Origin of the sequence: Acinetobacter nosocomialis NIPH 2119 (assembly GCF_000368085.1) — a bacterium.
In the GTDB taxonomy this organism is placed as follows: domain Bacteria; phylum Pseudomonadota; class Gammaproteobacteria; order Pseudomonadales; family Moraxellaceae; genus Acinetobacter; species Acinetobacter nosocomialis.
In genome coordinates this window covers 2275771-2295586 of sequence record NZ_KB849239.1, presented here as the reverse complement: position 1 = coordinate 2295586, position 19816 = coordinate 2275771, and the positions used below count along the sequence as shown (strand labels likewise).

At 38.5% G+C, this 19816-nt stretch carries 21 protein-coding genes; 13 read left to right on the top strand and 8 right to left on the bottom strand.

The annotated features are described in order from the left end of the window. Position 1 precedes the first annotated feature (1 nt). From nuoN to F984_RS0103975, 4 genes are all read left to right on the top strand, one after another. Complete coding sequence (nuoN, locus tag F984_RS14575; RefSeq protein ID WP_002050422.1) at positions 2-1498, top strand: NADH-quinone oxidoreductase subunit NuoN; 1497 nt, start codon at positions 2-4, stop codon at positions 1496-1498. Positions 1499-1598: 100 nt separating this feature from the next. Further along, on the top strand, positions 1599-2234 hold the full coding sequence (gene upp, locus F984_RS14570) for a uracil phosphoribosyltransferase (protein WP_002050313.1): 636 nt from the start codon (positions 1599-1601) through the stop codon (positions 2232-2234). Positions 2235-2351: 117 nt separating this feature from the next. Next, on the top strand, positions 2352-2645 hold the full coding sequence (locus F984_RS14565) for a cold shock domain-containing protein (protein ID WP_002050402.1): 294 nt from the start codon (positions 2352-2354) through the stop codon (positions 2643-2645). A 154-nt stretch (positions 2646-2799) separates the two neighbouring features. Next, a complete protein-coding gene (locus F984_RS0103975; protein ID WP_004710373.1) occupies positions 2800-3276 on the top strand; it encodes an excalibur calcium-binding domain-containing protein in 477 nt (158 codons plus the stop codon). An 11-nt stretch (positions 3277-3287) separates the two neighbouring features. Here the strand turns inward: F984_RS0103975 and gigC are convergent, their stop codons facing one another. Then, a complete protein-coding gene (gigC, locus tag F984_RS14560; RefSeq protein WP_002050411.1) occupies positions 3288-4175 on the bottom strand; it encodes a LysR family transcriptional regulator GigC in 888 nt (295 codons plus the stop codon). 85 nt (positions 4176-4260) lie between these two features. Here gigC and F984_RS14555 point away from each other — a divergent pair, with 85 nt between their 5' ends. After that, on the top strand, positions 4261-5022 hold the full coding sequence (locus F984_RS14555) for a ferredoxin--NADP reductase (protein WP_002050307.1): 762 nt from the start codon (positions 4261-4263) through the stop codon (positions 5020-5022). Between the two features lie 47 nt (positions 5023-5069). Here the strand turns inward: F984_RS14555 and F984_RS14550 are convergent, their stop codons facing one another. Continuing rightward, positions 5070-5489 (bottom strand): hypothetical protein, encoded by a 420-nt coding sequence (locus tag F984_RS14550; protein WP_170318166.1) that lies wholly within the window; start codon positions 5487-5489, stop codon positions 5070-5072. 292 nt (positions 5490-5781) lie between these two features. Between F984_RS14550 and F984_RS14545 the strand changes: the two genes are divergently transcribed. The 3 genes from F984_RS14545 to F984_RS14535 all read left to right on the top strand — a co-directional run bounded on the left by F984_RS14545 (position 5782) and on the right by F984_RS14535 (position 8224). After that, complete coding sequence (locus F984_RS14545) at positions 5782-6009, top strand: hypothetical protein (RefSeq protein ID WP_002050410.1); 228 nt, start codon at positions 5782-5784, stop codon at positions 6007-6009. A 227-nt stretch (positions 6010-6236) separates the two neighbouring features. Next, entirely contained in the window at positions 6237-7925 is a 1689-nt protein-coding gene (locus F984_RS14540) for a mechanosensitive ion channel (protein WP_004710370.1), read from the top strand. A 128-nt stretch (positions 7926-8053) separates the two neighbouring features. Continuing rightward, positions 8054-8224, top strand: coding sequence for a hypothetical protein (locus F984_RS14535; RefSeq protein ID WP_000742881.1), 171 nt, complete (start codon positions 8054-8056; stop codon positions 8222-8224). A gap of 12 nt (positions 8225-8236) precedes the next feature. Here F984_RS14535 and F984_RS14530 read toward each other — a convergent pair whose 3' ends face one another. From F984_RS14530 to F984_RS14510, 5 genes are all read right to left on the bottom strand, one after another. Beyond that, positions 8237-9436, bottom strand: coding sequence for a BaiN/RdsA family NAD(P)/FAD-dependent oxidoreductase (locus F984_RS14530; RefSeq protein ID WP_004710368.1), 1200 nt, complete (start codon positions 9434-9436; stop codon positions 8237-8239). A gap of 116 nt (positions 9437-9552) precedes the next feature. Continuing rightward, a complete protein-coding gene (locus F984_RS14525) occupies positions 9553-10434 on the bottom strand; it encodes a 1-aminocyclopropane-1-carboxylate deaminase/D-cysteine desulfhydrase (RefSeq protein WP_004710367.1) in 882 nt (293 codons plus the stop codon). A 66-nt stretch (positions 10435-10500) separates the two neighbouring features. After that, complete coding sequence (locus F984_RS14520; RefSeq protein WP_004710365.1) at positions 10501-11634, bottom strand: HlyD family secretion protein; 1134 nt, start codon at positions 11632-11634, stop codon at positions 10501-10503. Between the two features lie 40 nt (positions 11635-11674). Then, on the bottom strand, positions 11675-13318 hold the full coding sequence (locus F984_RS14515; RefSeq protein ID WP_002050275.1) for an MFS transporter: 1644 nt from the start codon (positions 13316-13318) through the stop codon (positions 11675-11677). Next, complete coding sequence (locus F984_RS14510) at positions 13315-13884, bottom strand: TetR/AcrR family transcriptional regulator (protein ID WP_022575897.1); 570 nt, start codon at positions 13882-13884, stop codon at positions 13315-13317. The genes F984_RS14515 and F984_RS14510 overlap by 4 nt, the downstream gene beginning before the upstream one ends. A 178-nt stretch (positions 13885-14062) precedes the next feature. On the opposite strand from F984_RS14510, the gene F984_RS14505 reads away from it, so the two are divergent. From F984_RS14505 to F984_RS14500, 3 genes are all read left to right on the top strand, one after another. After that, positions 14063-14686: a LysE family translocator gene (locus tag F984_RS14505; RefSeq protein WP_002050276.1), complete on the top strand. Its 624-nt coding sequence runs from the start codon at positions 14063-14065 to the stop codon at positions 14684-14686. 162 nt (positions 14687-14848) lie between these two features. Further along, entirely contained in the window at positions 14849-15037 is a 189-nt protein-coding gene (locus F984_RS22950) for an NF038215 family lipoprotein (protein WP_004710363.1), read from the top strand. Further along, positions 15018-15353, top strand: a complete 336-nt coding sequence (locus F984_RS14500) for an EF-hand domain-containing protein (protein WP_002050345.1) — start codon at positions 15018-15020, stop codon at positions 15351-15353. The genes F984_RS22950 and F984_RS14500 overlap by 20 nt, the downstream gene beginning before the upstream one ends. An 82-nt stretch (positions 15354-15435) precedes the next feature. On the opposite strand, the gene metG is transcribed toward F984_RS14500, so the two are convergent. Further along, the gene (gene metG, locus F984_RS14495; RefSeq protein ID WP_004710360.1) at positions 15436-17502 is read right to left on the bottom strand and encodes a methionine--tRNA ligase; all 2067 of its coding nucleotides are present in this window, start codon (positions 17500-17502) and stop codon (positions 15436-15438) included. A gap of 358 nt (positions 17503-17860) precedes the next feature. Here metG and F984_RS0103970 point away from each other — a divergent pair, with 358 nt between their 5' ends. Together F984_RS0103970 and apbC are read left to right on the top strand one after the other, a co-directional pair. Continuing rightward, positions 17861-18409 (top strand): hypothetical protein, encoded by a 549-nt coding sequence (locus tag F984_RS0103970; protein WP_043969019.1) that lies wholly within the window; start codon positions 17861-17863, stop codon positions 18407-18409. A gap of 146 nt (positions 18410-18555) precedes the next feature. Beyond that, entirely contained in the window at positions 18556-19785 is a 1230-nt protein-coding gene (apbC, locus tag F984_RS14490) for an iron-sulfur cluster carrier protein ApbC (RefSeq protein ID WP_004710356.1), read from the top strand. Positions 19786-19816: the final 31 nt, after the last annotated feature.

Below are 19816 nucleotides of genomic sequence, written 5' to 3'. Positions count from 1 at the left end.
CATGAACTTCACAGTATCATTCTCTACGCTTATGCCTTTAGCACCGGTGATGATTGTTGCTTTGACAACAGTCGTCGTCATGTTGTTAATTTCAATAAAACGTAACCATAATTTAATCGCAACAACTTCTGTTGTCGGTTTAAACCTTGCTGCACTTTATATCTTGCTAGAACTATTTGGCGGTAAATTTGTACCGGCAAATGTGATGGGCATGTTTATGGTTGATCCATTTACTTTGTTCTATCAGTTCATGATTCTAGTTGCATCATTGGCTTGTTGTACTTTGTCTCATGCTTATATCGAGACTTATAAAGACAACCGCGAAGAACTCTATCTTCTGTTACTTGCTTCTGTAGCTGGTGCAATGTTGATGGTTGCAAGTTCTCACTATGCATCTTTCTTCATTAGCCTTGAGTTAATGTCGATTCCTGTATATGGCTTACTTGCTTATACATATCAACGTAGTCAATCGCTTGAAGCGGGCATTAAGTACCTTGTGCTTTCTGCAACAGCTTCTGCAATGTTGTTGATGGGTATGGCGTATATCTACGCTTATACTGGTTCGCTTTCATTCTATGATTCTGTTCAAGCTTTATTTGGTGCAATCAAACAGCCAATGGTGTTATTAGGTTTAGCACTCATTATCTTTGCTGTTGCATTCAAATTATCGCTTGCACCGTTCCACAAATGGACACCAGATGTATATGCAGGCGCTCCAGCTCCAATGGCAACTTTCTTAGCGACTGCTGCTAAAGTTGCAACAATTGGTTTGTTCGTACGTTATTTGCTTGCTTCTGGCGCAATCATGGTGAACTCGCTAGTGACTGTTTTGACAATCATCGCTGTATTGTCAATTTTAGTCGGTAACTTGCTCGCTGTTCGTCAAGTGAACTTAAAACGTATTTTGGGTTATTCATCTATTGCTCACTTTGGTTATTTGTTAATTGCTTTAATCAGCATGACATATGCAAGCTTAGGTAGCGTAACTGTGTATGTGGTGACTTATGTCTTAACAACTATTGGTGCCTTTGGTGCAGTAGCGTTAATGTCTAGCCCATATAACAATGTAGATGAAGCTCAAAGCCTTGCAGACTACCGTGGTTTGTTCTGGCGTCGTCCAGTACTTACAGCAACATTAACAGTCATGATGTTATCTTTGGCTGGTATTCCATTAACAGCGGGCTTCATTGGTAAGTTCTTGGTTGTTATGGCTGCTGTAACGACTCAACACTGGTTCTTAGCTGCAATGATTATTGTAGGTAGTGGTATTGGTTTGTATTACTACTTACGTGTGATGGTTGTTATGTATATGACTCCACCTGAAACTCCTCGTATTGATGCTGATGCACATTGGGGACAAAAAGTGGGTGGTTTAATGGTGTTGGCTGCTGCTGCATTAGTAATTATTTTGGGTGTATATCCAGATCCAATGATTAATTTGGCGTTAAAAGCAGAAATTTTATCTCCATTACATTTCATGCTTTCACAACAGCAATAATTCTTGTGTACAAAAAAGCCTCCAAATATGGAGGCTTTTTTTTATTGATAGTTAAAAAAAGATTATAATAAATACGTTTTTATATTTTTAGGTAACATCTGTGGCCATTCAAGAAATTCGTCACCCACTTATTCGTCATAAATTAGGTTTATTACGTCGTGCTGACATCAGTACTAAGAATTTCCGTGAGCTTGCTCAAGAAGTGACTATGTTATTGACATATGAAGCAACCAAAGATTTACCAGTTGTGGATTGTGAGATTGAAGGTTGGGCTGGCAATGTTACTACTCAGCGTATTGCTGGTAAAAAAATAACGATTGTACCAATTCTACGTGCAGGTATTGGTATGCTTGATGGCGTACTTAACCTGATTCCAAGTGCCAAAGTCAGTGTGTTAGGTCTTGAACGTGATGAGGCTACGTTAGAAGTACGTACTTACTATAAAAAGTTAGTTCCAGATGTGGCGAACCGTATTGCGATGATTATTGACCCAATGTTAGCAACGGGTAATTCTTTAGTTGCTGCCATTGATGTGCTAAAGGCAAGTGGTTGTAAAGATATTCGTGTTATGGTGTTAGTTGCAGCTCCTGAAGGAATTGCAAAAGTAGAAGCAGCACATCCCGATATTCAGCTTTATACTGCATCTATTGATGATGGCTTAAATGAACATGGTTATATTGTTCCTGGTTTAGGCGATGCTGGCGACAAGATTTTTGGTAGTGTTCAAAAAGATTAATTTTTGACATAGCAATAAAAAGAGACTTCATCAAACCGTATATTTTTTTAAGAGCGGAATTGAAAGTCTCTTTTTATTTACCGCAACGATTGGATGGGAAAAAATAGGGGAAAGATCATGAAGCAAGAGTTTTATGTTGGAAGAGTAAAACAATATAACGCCGATAAGGGATTTGGTTTTATTTCAACCACTGAAGGAGATATTTTCTTTCATATTTCTGATTTCCCTGCATCAGAAGGTGAGCCAAAAAGAAATGAAAAAGTAAGATTTCTTGCAGCGGATAATCAGGGGAAATTTAAAGCGATCAAAATTGAGCGTGTGGACCCAAACCCTGCAAAAACTAAAAAAAATAAAATTTCGGAACACAATAAAGCGATTACCAGTGAGTTATTGTCAAATTTCCGACGCTAGGTGAACTAAGTCTTATGCATTAAAATTACTTAAATAATGTATTAAGCAATTACTTTGGTTGATGTTTAAAAAATTAAGAGATTTAGCATTAAGGGAGATATAAGTTTCCCTTAATTTTCTTAAAACGAATAATAAAATTAAAAAAAGGGGAAATATGAATCAACGGGGAAAAATCAAACGCAGCAAATTCAAGCTGAGTTCAAGTGAATACATCAGTATATTTACCGTTATGGTCTTAGTCATTGTTGCGTGTGTGAGTTTTATGGTATTGCACTATCGTCAGGAGGCTCAACAACGTGCATCACATGAGAAAGTGCAATTATTAATACAGCAGCAGAAGCAGATTATTAAGGAACAGCGCGCAGCTTTGGGTAAATTGCCGGATATTCAACTATCTGAGAAAACGAAAAAGGCTTTAGCATTTACTCCTCAAACAGTTGCTTCTCAAACAGCTCCAGCCCCGGAACGAGTAAATGATGAAACATCAGTTTTTCATTGTGATGGGCGTGAGTATTGTTCGCAAATGCATTCTTTAGAAGAAGCACGTTGGTTTGTAAGAAATTGTCCGAACACTAAAATGGATGGTGATCATGACGGTGAGCCGTGTGAAAATGACTCACGATGGCATTAGAAAATCAGGCTTTAAGCCTGATCTTCATCGCAGAATTTTAAAAATGCTTTAAGGCCCGGACCTTGATATTTTTGGCGATGCACCAGCATATAAAGCGGACGAGTCAGTTGCCAAAATGGTGTATCTAAAATGACGAGCTGACCTTTTTCACTTAAAGGTTCAATTGCTAATCTAGAAATACAAGACATTCCTAAACCACCTGCCACTATTTTTAAGATTGCTTCATTGTGACCAAGCGTTAAGCGAATGTTGGCATCGGGTAGATCTTGCAAAATAGCATTATCAAAGACTTCTCGAGTACCAGAACCTTCCTCACGTAATATCCATTCTATGTCATGAAAATCTTGAGGCGTAAGTGGGCGATTTAAACGTGTTAAAGGATGATCTGGTGAACAGCACACTGCTAATTCATCATCGCGCCAATGAATACATTGGAGTTGAGGTAAGTGACAAGAACCTTCAATTAAAGCTAAATCTAATTGGAACTGATTCACAGCTTCAATCATTTGGCGTGTGTTACCTACTTGAAGTTGTAAATGTGCTTGCGGATGACGCTGTAAAAAGTTAGCCATTAAATCAGGCATTAAATAGTCACTGATAGTTAAGGTCGCCCCAATACGAAGGTCAATGCTTTGTAACTCACCTTTTGCAGCTTGTTCAAAAGCTTCACAGCGCCCTAATATCTCTAATGCTTGTGGAAGTAAAAAACGTCCAAGATCATTTAGTTGTAAGCGCTTCCCTAAACGATCAAACAAAGGAGCACCTAAGCCGTCTTCTAAATCAGCTAAAGCCATACTTGCTGCACTTTGCGTCAGTCTGACCGCATCACTGGCTTTAGTAACGGTTCCTTCTTGGGCGACTGCTACAAAAACAGCCAACTGGCGTAATGTCATCCGCATGTTTAAAAGCCTTAACGTTTAAAAGTATTCATTATTTCGGCTGTCATGCTAACATGAGCGCACTATTTCATGCCACGTTGAAATCATGTCAATTGAAAAATTTAGCGTAGAAAAAGTTTTATCTGTTCATCGTTGGACCCCAACACTTTTCAGCTTTACCATGACTCGCCCTTCACATTTTAAATTTACCGCAGGTCAGTTTGCGCGTATAGGTTTAAAGGTGGGGGAGGAACTGGTTGTTCGTGCTTATTCGGTGGTGTCTTCTCCATTTGATGAAACGCTAGAGTTCTTCTCAATTGTTGTACCAGACGGTGCCTTCACCTCGAATCTACAGCATTTGAAAGTCGGTGATGAGCTATATTTAGAAAAAATTCCATATGGCTATCTGACTTTGGCGCGTTATCAGCAACCTTTACCGCATGATTTATGGTTATTGGCAACAGGTACTGGCTTGGCTCCATTTTTGTCAATGCTACAAGACTTTGAAACTTGGTCTAATTATCAAAAGATTAATTTGGTCTACAGTGTACGTACAGCAGATGAATTGGCTTATGTTGACCGTATTCAAGAGATTGCCGAAACTTTTGGCGAAGGACATGTAGGTTTTAAATTTATTCCAATTATTACCCGAGATCCATCTGCGCCGTTGCATGAACGTTTACCGATATTAATTGAAAATGGTGAGTTAGAAAAAGCAGCAAGTCTGGAACTTAATTCAGCAACCAGTCATGTCATGCTATGCGGAAACCCACAAATGGTTGACGATACCAAAGAGGCTTTAAAACGCCGCGGTTTGACGATGAATCGTCGTGGTGAGGGAAATATTGCAGTAGAGAATTATTGGTAAAAACCGAAAGTAAAAATATTTTAAGAGAATTTTTATGGATATGTTTATTAATGGACAAACATATCCATAAATTCACGAATTTCTGAAATTGCACTGTCTACATCTGTTGAAAGCCAAGTTGGCTCAAACAGGCCCGCATAATATTCTAGACGATCTTGAGGAACAACCAAACGAACAGGGCAGTCTTCTTCAAGTAAACGCCATGGTAAAATAGGCACTTCGTTGTCCAGAAATACATTGATATTACGAATATCAACAATCATCGCATTAACACATTCAGGGAATGGCATGACCGAGAACTCTTCGGTACGGCGACGGAAATACTCAAGATCACCCCATTTGAGCTCATAGCTTGGCTTATTAAATTCAATAATACCAATGAGATGGTCATCTCTTGTCTGATGCAAATAACATTGATGTGTGACGTCAGTGTCGAGATCAAGAGTTACGCTTTGCTGACGATACATCATAAAATTGAGTAGCTTTAAAACAAGGGGGCTTATTATAGCCTATTTTATAAAAAGTAAGCGCTAAAACATATTGTATTACAAATCCAACTTCGCAAAAGAATTCGAATAAAGTCAGAATATTTTTTATATAGTCAAAAATAAAGTGGCTAAATTTTATACTAAAAATATTTTTTTTAAAGTAGAGTTTTGCAAACCTAGTCACCTTCGCATAATGCTTTTTCACACAATGCAACAAATCAAATTGTTATGATGAATATAAAGTTAATGATAATAGAAGAGGGGAAAGAAGATGCATGATTTTTCAAAACCACCTCATGTGACGAGTCCTGAAGAGACTGCAAAAAAAAGAAGATTGCCAGTTTATATTTTAATTATTGTAGGGCTTTTTCTTCTTGCGCTTATTGTTTATATGGTTGCTGAACATAACCAATCACCAAAACAAGAAGCGGCTTTTCAACATGAGACTACACCACACGTCATGATGGGTAATTCTGATTTGAAAACTTACAAAGGGTAGTAAGCTCACCAGTATATATCTATAGAAAGCCTTTAGGATGTGCCCTGAAGGCTTTTTTTGCAATCTTTTGCATCAATTTGTTGTATTTATGCAGAAGAATGTTGATTGAAAAATATTCAAAACATAAGGTGACATAGACCGCATTTATCGTCATTTTTTACAACGAACTGGTGTTTTTCATTTATTGATAACACTGAAAAGAACATAACAATTGAGGACATAACAATATGAATGAATTTTTTAATGGGCCTCGCGGCGCTCAGTTTGATGCGATGTATTACTGGGATCAGTTTCATCCTATTTTAGCTGCAATTGTCATCTTACTGGTTGGCTGGATAATCGCTTTATTAGTTGCGGCAGGGGTAAAAAAACTTCTGCAAAAATTAAATACAAATGCCAAATTATCTTCAGCTACAGGACGTACTCCCAACATAGAAGGCCTCGTCTCCAAAGTCATATTCTGGTTTATTCTGATTCTTGCTGTTGTTGCCGCTTTAAATGTGCTCAACATTAGTGGAGTGAGTGGGCCATTTAGCAATATGGTGAATCAGGTACTCGTCTATATTCCAAATATCATTGCTGCCGTGGTAGTGGGTTTCATTGGCTGGATCGTTGCTCGACTGGTGCGGGCAGGAATTACCAATGTGCTATCCAGAACGCAACTTGATGACAAGTTAAGTAGTGAAGTAGGGGTAGGGGGAATTAGCCAGAATATTGGTGAAATTCTTTACTGGCTTGTATTATTACTTTTCCTTCCTATTGTTCTCTCAATCTTAGGATTAACAGGTTTACTTATTCCTGTTCAAAATATGGTGAATGAGGCAATCGCCTTCCTACCAAATATCTTTATTGCTGGCGTTATCGTTTTTGTTGGTTATATCTTGGCAAAAATTGTACGCGGTATTGTTGAGGGCCTAATCAATAGCTTAGGCGTTCAAGCACAAGCTGAAAAAATCGGTCTTTTCAAAAATTCAAATGTAGGCAAATTCTTAGGTTCTTTTGTTTTTGCCATTATTATCATTACGACATTAATTGTGGCATTTGAAGCTTTAGGTATTGAGACTATTTCTCAGCCAGCGACAGCAATGCTCAATGAAATTTTGCAAGCGATTCCAAATATTATTGCTGCCGGATTAATTTTACTGGTTGCTTATATTGTTTCTCGTTTTGTTGGACGCTTGGTTGCCGAACTGATTGCGGGAACAGGTGTTGATGAAATCCCTGCAAAATTAGATGTACAACGCTTTTTAGGTCAAACTAAAGTTTCTGGCGCTGTGGGTTGGTTAATCGTGTTCTTTACGATGCTGTTTGCAGTTTCAGAAGCTGCTGACCGTCTTGGTTTTGAACAGATTAGTGGTCTGATTGCAATGTTTATCCATTTCGGTGCAAACATTCTATTGGGCGCTGTAATTTTGGTTATTGGTTTCTGGCTTGCCAATGTTGTGGCAAATGTGGTGCAACGCGGTGAATATAATAGTTCACGTTGGTTAGGTAGTTTGGTTCGTGTCTTAATTATTGGTTTAGTCCTTGCGCTTGGTTTAAAAGCGATGGGTATTGCTGATTCGATTGTGAACCTTGCATTTGGCTTAACTCTAGGTGCAGTTGCAGTGGCTTTCGCACTTGCATTTGGTTTAGGTGGTCGTCAACCAGCTGAAAGATTGCTGTCTGACTTACTTGATAAAGCGAAAAAAGAAGCTAATCAACCAAATCCTTTATATCAACCTCCTTCTACTACAACAGCAAGTACGTCTTCGGCTTCAACTCCGTCAACGACTACAACAGCACCATCAACAACAGTTTCATCTGATGCAAAAGTTTCATCTGATACAAAACCAGCTGATTCTGCACAAGTAAATCCATCACAACCACCAGTAAATAAACCGTTTGGTTCTACTGGCGAAAATGATGAAATTTAGTAGGTGTAACTAATTTTCAGATAAACAGTACAAAAAATCTTTGATTTTTGTGATAAGTTCGACCACTCTATATTGAGTGGTCGTTCTGTCTTTGACAGCTATAAAAACAAATAAGTGAGGAAAATACGATGAAGAAGCCTGGTCGTTTTTTAGCACCTGTTGTAATTGCTGGGATTACCGTAGGTTTTTTAGCAAGTGCTTATAAGTTTGTATTTAGCAAATCTGATTCATCAAAACAGGCAACAACACATACACGTGATGCTGACAAATCATCAAGTGATGCGAAAGCAGCAAATTAGTGTATTCAACAGTTAAACATATTGTGCTGCTGCATAAGCAGAAGACCAAGCCCATTGGAAGTTATAGCCTCCTAAGTGGCCGGTCACATCAAGTACTTCTCCAATAAAGAACAGTCCTTTCTGCTTTTTGCTTTCGAGTGTTTTAGATGAAACTTCGGTTGTATCAACTCCACCTAAGGTAACTTCGGCAGTACGATATCCTTCAGTGCCTGATGGTTTAACGGTAAACCCATGTAGCTGCTCGGCAATATGTTCTAGCTGTGCATCACTCATATTACCAATTGCCATTTCGCTATGCTCGGGCCATATGAGTTGTTGTAGCTCTTGTACAATACTTTTCGCAGTAAACTCATTAAGAAGGGTACGTAATAAAACTTTAGGCTGTGCTTTCTTTTTATCTTTTAAATAAGTCGTTAAATCTTGGCTTGGGAAAAAATCAATTTTAAAACTTTCACCGGTATTCCAGTAGTTAGAAAGCTGTAAAGAACTTGGCCCACTTAAGCCGCGATGGGTAAATAATAACGCTTCAGTAAAGCTATTTTTTGAGTTGCTTAACGTGACATCTAAAGCATTACCACTTAAGCGCGTGGTGACTTCTTTAATATGATCTGAAAAAGTAAATGGAACTAAACCAGCGCGGGTTGGGAAAACTGTATGCCCAAATTTTTGTGCCAATTCATAGCCAAAACCAGACCCACCCAAAGTCGGAATAGATAAACCGCCTGTAGCAACGACTAATGACTCACAGCTAAAGCGACCTTGGTTGGTTTGTACAGAAAAACCACCTTGTTCTAATGGGTCGATCTGTCCAACTTCACAATTGGTCTGGATTTCAACATTGTTGGTTTTATTACACTCACTCACCAACATCTCTAAAATTTCTTTAGCGCCGTTTAGAGTAAATAATTGGCCGTGTTTACGTTCTTCATAGGCAATTCCATAATCACACACCAGACCAATAAAGTCCCAGTTGCTATAGCGTGACAGGGCAGAAATGACAAAGTGTGGATTATGGGAAATATAGTTGTCAGGCTCTACATACAGGTTGGTAAAGTTACATTTACCTCCACCCGACATTAAAATCTTTTTACCAATTTTATTGGCTTTTTCTAAAATTAAAACCGAGCGCCCTCGTTTAGCAGCATGTGCAGCCAACATGAGTCCAGAAGCGCCTGCACCTAAGACAATGACATCGACATGACTGTTAGACATAAGAGATTCTCGATTAATCGTGAAAATTAAAAAGGGGCATATACTACCATGTCAGCCCTTACTCGTGCTAAAGACATTTATGATGGTAGAGAAAACGTTAACTAAAAAAGAGTGAATTATTGGTCCGTTTTATTTCTTATAACTGCCTGTAAACCACCAGAATGAATAGCGAGAATACGAGTTCCTACAGGAAAGTAATTATATTTTATAAGGTCGAATAAACCGAACATCATTTTTCCCGTATAGATCGGTTCAAGAGGCACGGCATATTGCGCTTCAAAACCTTTAATAAATGCAAATAGTTCAGGGGACGTTTTGGCATAACCACCGCAGCAATAAGCATCTGTTAGCGACCAATTTTGTTTTTTAGTCCACCGACGAATCTCTTGTTGTAAAAAGTCGCCTTTTAAAGCTGAAAATCCTAAGACTTTTTGATGTGTTGAACTTTTTTCAATAAGACCTGAAATTGTTCCGCCAGTTCCTACCGCACAGCAAATCACATCATATTTCTCTAAATCACTCTGACTAAGAATTTCCTGACAACCTTGAACTGCTAACTTATTGGTGCCGCCTTCAGGGATTATGTATGTTTCAGGAAACTGTTGAATTAACTGTTGAAGAAATTTTTCATCATCTCTCAAACGATATTCATTGCGTGAGACAAAATGTAGCTGCATTCCTAAACTTTGTGCTTTTTCCAAAGTGGGGTTAAGCGGCTTATTCGCTAACTCTTCACCACGAATAATTCCAATGCTGTTTAAGCCAAAAATATGAGCTGCATAGGCCGTTGCGGCAATATGATTTGAATAAGCGCCACCAAAAGTCAAAATATTTGATAGTCCTTGTTGTTTTGCGGCAAGTAAATTGTATTTTAATTTGAAAAACTTATTGCCCGAAATTTGAGGATGGACGAGATCTAAACGTTTAATGTCGAGATGAACAGATGATGGGAGTTCAATGTGCTGGTAAGAAATAGGTTGGGCAATGTGATCAAACATTAGAAATTGAGAAAAAATAATGAATGATCACATTGTAACTTTTTAAAGAGAACTTTAAAAAGCTGATTAAGAGCTTGTGTCGACAGAAGTAATCACTGACATACCAGGGCGTAAGTGTTCCATTCCTTCCTGATTTGGGTCGATGGTGATACGTACAGCTATGCGTTGCACAACTTTAGTAAAGTTACCTGTCGCATTGTCTGGCTTTAACACACTGAACTCGGAACCTGCAGCAGGCGAAATTTGCTCAACATGTCCTGTAAATTTTTTGTGGTTCATCGCATCGACTGTAAACCATGCTTTTTGTCCAATTCGCATATTGGCAATTTGGGTTTCTTTAAAGTTAGCAATCACCCAAGTTTGTTGTGGAATTAAGTAGAGCAACTGTGAACCTGCTGCGACATATTGCCCAACACGAGGATTTACTTCTCCAAGTTGACCATCCATAGGAGCAACAATAACGCTATAGTCTTTGGTGGTTTGTGCTTGATCTAATTGTGCTTTAGCGCTAGAAACTTGTGCTTCTAAACCTGCTTCTGCGACCTGTGCGGTTTTTAAAGCCTCTTTTGCAACTAATACATTAGCTTCTGCTTGCTTAAGGGCTGCAAGATTATTTTCGGCGTCTGCTGCGGCTTTATCTTGCTCAGATTTAGAGGCTGCACCACTATTTCCTAACTGCTGATAGCGTCTAAGCTGTGCTAAAGAGAGTTCGTATTGAGCCTTCACCTGATCTACTTTGGCTTGCGCCGCAACAATATCAGCTTGTTTTTGTGCGATTGATTGGGTTTGATTGGCTAAAGTATTTTTAGCCTGTTCAACGCCTGAAGCTGCTTGTGCTACTTTTTGATCGTAAGTAGTGGCATCAATATGCATTAATACTTGACCCTTTTTAACATGGTCAAAGTCTTTCACTAATACATCTTTAACATAGCCATTAATTTGTGAAGATAAAACAGTGGTTTTACCTTTGACATAACTATTGTCTGTTTGCTGTACACTCGTTGCAAAAGGCCCAATTCTCCATGCCCATAAAATCACTAAAATACCAATAATAAGAACACCTAACATCCATAAGAGGGTTGAGCGTTTTGTTGGAATCAGTTTACTTGCAGGTGCAGGTGCAGGTGCAGGTGCAGGCGTTGGCTCATTATTAGATGTTTGAGCAGGGCTTTGTTCCGGTTTATTTTGATCATCTGACATATATCAATCTCAATTTCTGTTTCATCAATAACGAAAGCCATTAAGGACGGCTAATTCCTCTGCGTTGTAGATATTTACTACGGGCAATATTAAATCCACCCCATAAGAGCAATGCGATAGCAAAAATACCGTTTAACGCAATAACATCATTGTAGGCACGCACTTGTGCTTCACGGGTGACCACTTGATTGAGTGTGCGCATGGCCTGAGCCGTTTGTAATGCTGGGTCATTTGTTGTGATGGCTGCACTACGCTGATAAGTGGAGAGCCTTTGAGAAACTAACGGGTCGGATTGTTCTAAATCTTTAATAATCTCGACTTGATAGTTTTGCGTGCGGTGTTGTTGATAGGTCGAGAAGAAAGAAGACCCGACCAGACCACCAAAGGTTTGAGTTGCAGAGAACAGCACAATAAAAGTCACTACATATGAAGGACCTTTTGCTAAAGTTTGAGCAAAGCCAATAAGCAGTAATGGCCCAATAAATAAACCACCTGCAAAACCCACTAAGAATTGACTTGCAAAAAAGTTCACAGGTCGAACATCACTGGTTAAGTGATAATCTAGTCCACAGGCAACCAGAATCAAGAACTCTGCAAAAAGTAAGTGGAAGATAATTCGTTCGCGTGAAAAAGTCAGTGCACTAAATAATGTTCCGCTTAAAATCCCGATGAATATCACAACATAAAGAGGTACAAACTGATCAGGCCCCATTCCCATGGCTTTTAAGAAGTTAACAGCAGCATAGCTTTGCTCTGACATTAGAAGCCGAATCGCAAAAGCACCAAAAATAAAACGTAGTGTCGAAGCAGTACCTAACCAACGTGTCATAATTAATGGATTGGCACGGTAGTGTTCGTAAAGTAAACCTAAAACAACTAAGCTAAAACCTGCAATTAATATATAAGCAAGCCATTCGCTATTAAACCACCACAGAATTGGGCCTTGTGTAAGCACAATACATAAGCATGCAAAACCAGGAGCCAGTAAAGCAAAGGTAAAGAAATCCTGCTTCTCAAACACATAAATACGTAAGCTGCGTGGTAGTTTCAATGAAACAACCATGGCTAAACAACAAAGTGCTAAACCAAGCTCAAAGGTATATAGAACAGACCAACTGTCTGTACTAACAAGAAATGGAGAAATAATCCAAGCGAGAGGAACACCTAACTGCTGAAAACCAAAGGCAATGTATATACCTTTTGCCATGTCAGCTTTTTTAAAAGCTTGCATGGTGTAATACATACCTAAGGAGCTTAGTGGTGCACCTGCTAAACCAGCTACAACCCGTGCGAACAGCGCCATTTCATAGGTATGTACAAAAATATGTAAAACAAGAACCGCAATAAAAATGACGAGACCTATTTCTGAAAATACTCTCAGGCCATATTGTTGACGGGCCTTAAACAAAATCAGGTTTGAACTGACATTTGCCATAACATATGCAGCAGGCAGCCATGCAGCTTCGGAAGGGGTTAGACCATACTCACCTTGAATTAAAGGCAAATTTGCCGTGATAAAGCCATTACTTAAGCTTGCCGAAAGAGCAACGAATAGGCCAATGAAAAAATAGATAAAACGTTTAGGTACAGAATGTGCAATCGCTGCTGGTGAACCAGGTAGAGTCGGTTGTTCCTCTGGTGTCCAGTCGGGTGGTGTTTCTAAATAACGAGGCGTTTTACTCATTCTATCCCTCGAATTTTTTGTATTTGAATACCATTAAATAGTAATTCAATTGCTCGTTTTGCTAAGCGAGTCTGTTCTTCTGGCTCATGTCCTTGAAATGAAGAACCTAACATTGCAGTGACCATTGCATAGTCATTAGCAGTCAGATCAGCTCGACACAATTTTTGTTCTATCGCATTTTCAATCAGTGGTTTAAGTGCATTATTTCGCCTTTCATAAATTTTTAACATAATTGGATCTTGTCGATCAATCACTCTCCAAAAATCTTGCAAAATTGCGAGTTTGGGAAGCTGTGCAATATGTCCTTCAATTAAACGAAATAATCCATCCTCGAATTGTTGAAAATGAGCAGCTTTTTGCTCTAGCTGTGTAATCGCGCGCTCTAAAAGGGCGCTAATTAAAGCCTTTCGATCACAAAAGTTTCGATAAAAGGTTGCTCTACCTACACCTGCATGGTCAATGACAACTTGTAAAGGCACATTAATGCCATGAATACGGAAACATTCTTCGGCTGCAGTGAGTAATTCATCCCGATTATGGGCTGCAATTTTTTGACGCTTACTCATGTCATGGATTGGGGGAGATTTAAAGATGATATATTTAACGGACATTTTTGTCCGTTGTGAAGAGATAAATTGTAAAAACATGAAAATTCAATTTTTATCATTTATATTTTTCCATTTTTATATGTGTCATAAAAAGCTGCTAGAATATCGCCAAATTGCATGATGCTAGGTCAATACAATGTTTGAGTCCCTTATTCCTCTTTTTTCAATTGCGATGGCATTGATGCTTGGAGCAATAAGCCCTGGGCCGAGCTTTATTTATGTAGCACAAAATTCAATTTCTAAATCACGTAAACATGGTTTGTTTACTGCTTTAGGTACAGGTACGGGGGCTGCTCTTTTTGGTTTTTTAGCTGTCATGGGATTGCAGGCAGTTTTGTTGGCAGTGCCTTCAGCTTATCTAATTTTAAAAATTGGTGGTGGACTGTATTTACTTTGGCTTGCTTTTAAAATTATCAAACATGCCAAAGAACCAATTGCCATGGAAAATGATGGCAAATCAAAAATGACCTATAAACAGGCATATCGATATGGCCTGATTACACAGTTAAGTAACCCGAAAATTGCTGTTGTATTGGCGAGTGTATTTACTGCTTTATTGCCCAAAGAAATCCCAAATTATTACTATGTTGCATTGCCAGTGATTTGTTTTATGATCGATGCGGGTTGGTATTCATGTGTTGCAATGCTGCTATCTTCAGAGAAGCCAAGAACAATGTACCTAAAAGCAAAAACTGGCGTTGACCGGGTAGCTGGAAGTATTGTGAGTATATTGGGCTTAAAGTTAATTTTCTTCAAATGATAAGTCTTTAATTAAAATATCTAAAAAATGCAGAGCCAGCTATTTATAGACTGGCTTTATTTTTGAGTAAAATATATACAAATTGAAATATCTTTTTTAGTTCTTAACCATTTAAAAAGTGGTAACTTAATAAATAAAACAAAAAGAAATGAGGGTCACGCTATGAAAAAATTAATAGTGAGCATTTCTGTAGCTTTTCTTATCTTAACGACAGGATGTGAGATGAGAACAATGAGCAAGCAACAGCCAGCCAATGAGCGGACTATGAGCATAATTGGTACTCCTGTTCATGAAAAAGATTACAAAATTTCTGATTTACAAGCCAACAATCATGAGCAATCTAACTATTAAGTTACTCATAGGCTGCATCACTTACTGCATTTTAAATGTAGTAAGTGCCTGTGAGCCTGCATCTTTAGATTGGAAGCTTTTTCAGGAAAAATATGATGTAAATCATGATGGTTTGTACAGCTTAAAAGAGTTTCAACAGGTACAAGATTTCTATCCTTATCGTTGGCCTACGGATAAGCGTTTTCAGGGAGAGAATAAGCAAACAGAACTATTTCATTATTTAGATAAAAATAAGAATGGTTATTTAACAAATGAGGAATTGGGGAATATACACGTTTTACTTAGTAACCCTTGTGAAGGGCGGCCATGGACATAATTTAAATCTTCTTATAGATGTTTCTAGAAAATTTATAGTTAAAAAAAGCTCCCAAATTAGGGAGCTTTTTTATGAAGGCAAATTAAGACACTTTATCGCCAGGTTTTGCACCACTATCTGGAGAAATAATGAAAATACCTTCACCATTTCCAGCAGCAAGTACCATACCGTTTGAAATACCAAAACGCATTTTACGTGGTGCGAGATTAGCAACCATCACGACTAATTTGCCTTTGAGGTCTTCTGGAGCATATTGGCTACGAATACCACTAAATACATTACGTGGTTCAGCTTCACCTACGTCTAACGTCAGTTGTAGCAATTTATCTGAACCCTCAACTGTACCTGCTTCAATGACTTGAGCAACACGTAAGTCAACTTGCAAGAAATCTTCAATACCGATAATTTCAGCTTCACCCACTGCTGGAGTAGGAGCTGCCTTTTTCTCGGCAGATTTCTCTTTTTTTGCTGTTGCTTTAGTTGCTTGTGGAGCAGGAGCACCTAAAGACTCTTTCGAAGCATCAACCATAGCCGCAACAGCTTTTGGATCAACACGCTGCATAAGAGGTTGGAACTGCGCAATCTCATGACTTACAAGAATTTGTTTGCGTGACTCGAAATCGAAGCTTTCAAGTTTTAAGAAATCTTGAACTTGCTTTGCCAAAGTTGGAAGAACTGGCGCCAAGTACACTGCGAGTTGACGGAATAAGTTGATACCAACAGAGCAGACATCAAGAACTTGTTGTTCTTGACCTTCTTGTTTAGCAAGAGCCCAAGGCTTTTTCTCATCAATATATTGGTTTGCGCGGTCAGCAAGCGCCATAATTTCACGAATGGCTGTAGAGAATTCACGTGCTTCATATGCTTTAGCAATTGAATCACCAGCATCAATAAAGCTTTGTACTAAGTCAGATTCTGCACATTTAGCAGATAACGTATTGTTAAAGCTACTATTAATGAACTTCGCACAGCGACTTGCAATATTGACGACTTTACCAACTAGATCTGAATTTACTTTCTGAACAAAGTCATCAAGGTTCAAGTCAGAGTCTTCAACTTTATCTGAAAGTTTAGAAGCGAAGTAGTAACGTAAATACTCTGGGTTTAAATGCTGTAAATATGTCTCGGCCTTAATGAAAGTACCGCGAGACTTAGACATTTTTTGTCCATTTACAGTCAAGAAACCATTTACGAACAAGCCTGTTGGAGTGCGATAGTTCGCACCTTCAAGCATTGCAGGCCAGAATAAAGCATGGAAGTAAACAATATCTTTACCAATAAAATGGTAAACCTCATTTTGACTATCTTTTTTCCAGAAATCATCAAAGTTTAAGTCTGGACGTTTAGTTTTGATATAGTTTTCAAAACTAGACATATAGCCGATTGGGGCGTCTACCCACACATAGAAATATTTATTTGGGGCGTCTGGAATTTCAAAGCCAAAATATGGTGCATCACGAGAAATGTCCCAGTCTGCTAAACCCGCTTCAAACCATTCGTCTAATTTATTGGCAATTGAAAGAGGTAGACGACCTTCATCACGCGTCCATTTCTGTAAATATTCAGAGAAGTTTGGTAGTTTAAAGAAATAGTGATCTGATGATTTTTCAACAGGTGTTGCACCACTTAAAGTCGAACGTGGGTTAAGTAATTCGGTTGCGTTATAAGTTGTACCACACACTTCACATGAGTCGCCGTATTGATCTTCTGATTTACATTTCGGGCATGTACCTTTAATGAAACGGTCAGACAAGAACATACCTTTTTCTGGATCAAATAATTGAGTTACAGGGCGAACTGCAATATTTCCAGCTTCACGGTTTTTAATATAGATATCTGTTGAACGAGCTTTGTTTGCATCACTATGAGTTGAATCATAATGATCGAAATGTACGCCAAAACCGTCAAAATCACGAATGTGCTCTTTTTGAACATTCGCAATTTGCTCTTCTGGGCTAATACCATTTGCTTCGGCACGTAGCATAATCGCTGTACCATGAGCATCATCCGCACATACATAAGTCACGTCATGACCCATTGCCCGCATGGCACGAACCCAGATGTCTGCCTGGATATAACCGAGTAAATGACCCATATGAATTGGGCCATTGGCATAAGGGAGGGCATTGGTGACTAAAATTTTACGCACGGATCTCATTCTCTCATTCGTATTTATAAGGTGGAAGATTTTAACTGATGCAGGGAGATAAGCAAAGATTAATAATCTTTGTCTAAACATAAGAGGTAGCTACAGAAATGGGCATAAAGCCAGAAAGGATTTCTCTTTAGAACAGATAAACAAATCAAAAAATATTTGAATCTTCCTGTATTGTCTTTGTTTCAAATTGCAGTTACGGTCAGAAAACAAGCCATAACGATGTATAACTAATAACTTATTCAGGTAATTTTTTTAATTAACGATGAGGATAACAACGATGACTACTGAAAATAAATTAGATGAATTAAAGGCAAAAGCGGCTGATGCAAAAGTACAAGGTGAAAAAGCTTTGGAAGATTTAAAAGAAAATGTAAAAGAGAAACAAGCTGCTGGCAAAGAAGCAGTTGAAGATAAAGTAGATGAATTGAAAGCGAAAGCAGCAGATGCAAAAGCACAAGGTGAAAAAGCCTTGGAAGATTTAAAAGAAAATGTAAAAGAGAAACAGGCCGCTGGTAAAGAAGCAGTTGAAGATAAAGTAGATGAACTAAAGGCAAAAGCAGCAGATGCAAAAGCCCAAGGTGAAAAAGCCTTAGATAATTTGAAGGATAATGTAAAAGAGAAACAGGCGACTGCAAAAGAAGCAGTGGAAGAGAAAGCCAGTGATTTGAAGAGCAAACTTGATGATGCTCAGCATAGTCTGCAAGACAAATTTGATCACCTGCGAACTGAAGCAGCTCATAAACTTGATGATGCTAAAGCAAAAGCAGCAGAATTAAAGGAAGAGGCTGCATCAAAATTAGATGAGTTAAAAACTCAAGCAACTGCAAAGTTTGATGAATTGAAGAAAACGGCAACAGATAAACTCAATAAATTGAAAAATCACGATTCTGCTGAATAAGCTGATTTAAACAAAAATTCGTGCTCCTCACTCAAATGATGAGGCTTTAAAATTAGCAATTATTCATTTCGAGTTGAGCGAGTGCGGATCAATACTGTTACACTAGCTCCAACAAGCTGTAATGATCTGTTTTTGGAGTAAACAATATGTCTTGGCTTTCTTCATTAAAGTCTGTTTTTTCACCCGCACAAGAAGTGAAAGAAGATGAAATCCAAACCGTACTCCAAAACTATTTACTACCCCATTCAAAAGATGCCTTAAAAGAGCGCATTAGTCAGCTTCAGGTACAAGGCCGAGTTTTACAACTCACCATTAATACCTTTCCAGATGAAAAAGAGTATTTGCAACAAGTTCATGATGATTTGGCTGGAGCTTTGCAAAAGTGTGGTATTGAAGAACTTAACTTACATGTAGTTCAACAAAAGCGTCCTGCTCAAGAAATTTCAGGCCAAGGCTGCTCATCTAAAGCACCTAAAGAAAGTGCGAACTTACCCCCTGTGCTTGATGCCTCACCTAAATCTGAACCTGATCCAAACAATCCTCCGATTCAAAAAGCTGCTCCACAACAAAGAGATGTTCCACTTCATCCTCGGATTAAAAACGTCATTTTAGTTTCATCGGGGAAAGGTGGAGTTGGTAAGTCAACAACTACTGTCAATTTAGCACTTGCCTTACAGAAAATGGGGCTTAAGGTTGGGGTATTAGATGCCGATATCTATGGCCCAAGTATTCCAACCATGCTGGGTAATGCAGGCAAAACACCTCTTATTGAAAGTGAAAATTTTGTACCTTTGGAGGCATATGGTATGGCTGTGCTTTCTATTGGACATTTAACAGGCGACAACAATACTCCTGTTGCATGGCGTGGACCAAAAGCAACCGGTGCTTTAATGCAATTGTTTAACCAAACACTTTGGCCAGATTTAGATGTACTCATGATTGATATGCCGCCGGGTACCGGTGATATTCAACTTACGCTTGCACAGCGTATTCCGGTTACAGGATCAATTATTGTCACTACACCACAAAATGTTGCTTTACTGGATGCGACCAAAGGAATTGAGCTGTTTAATAAAGTTGGCATACCTGTATTGGGTGTAGTTGAAAATATGTCGACTCATATTTGCTCGAATTGTGGACATGAAGAACAAATTTTCGGCATTGGTGGTGGTGATAAGCTTTCCGAGCAATACCATATTCCATTATTAGGTCGTTTGCCTTTAAATGCTCAAATACGTGAACATGCTGATGAGGGTAAACCAAGTGTTATAGCAATGGATGACGCAGCCGATAGCTACATTGATATTGCGAAAGCTGTGTGGCAACAAATTGAAAAAATTCCTCAACGCACGCGTGATGATAAACGAATCTTTTGATTCAACTGACCCAGCTTTAAGCTGGGTTTTT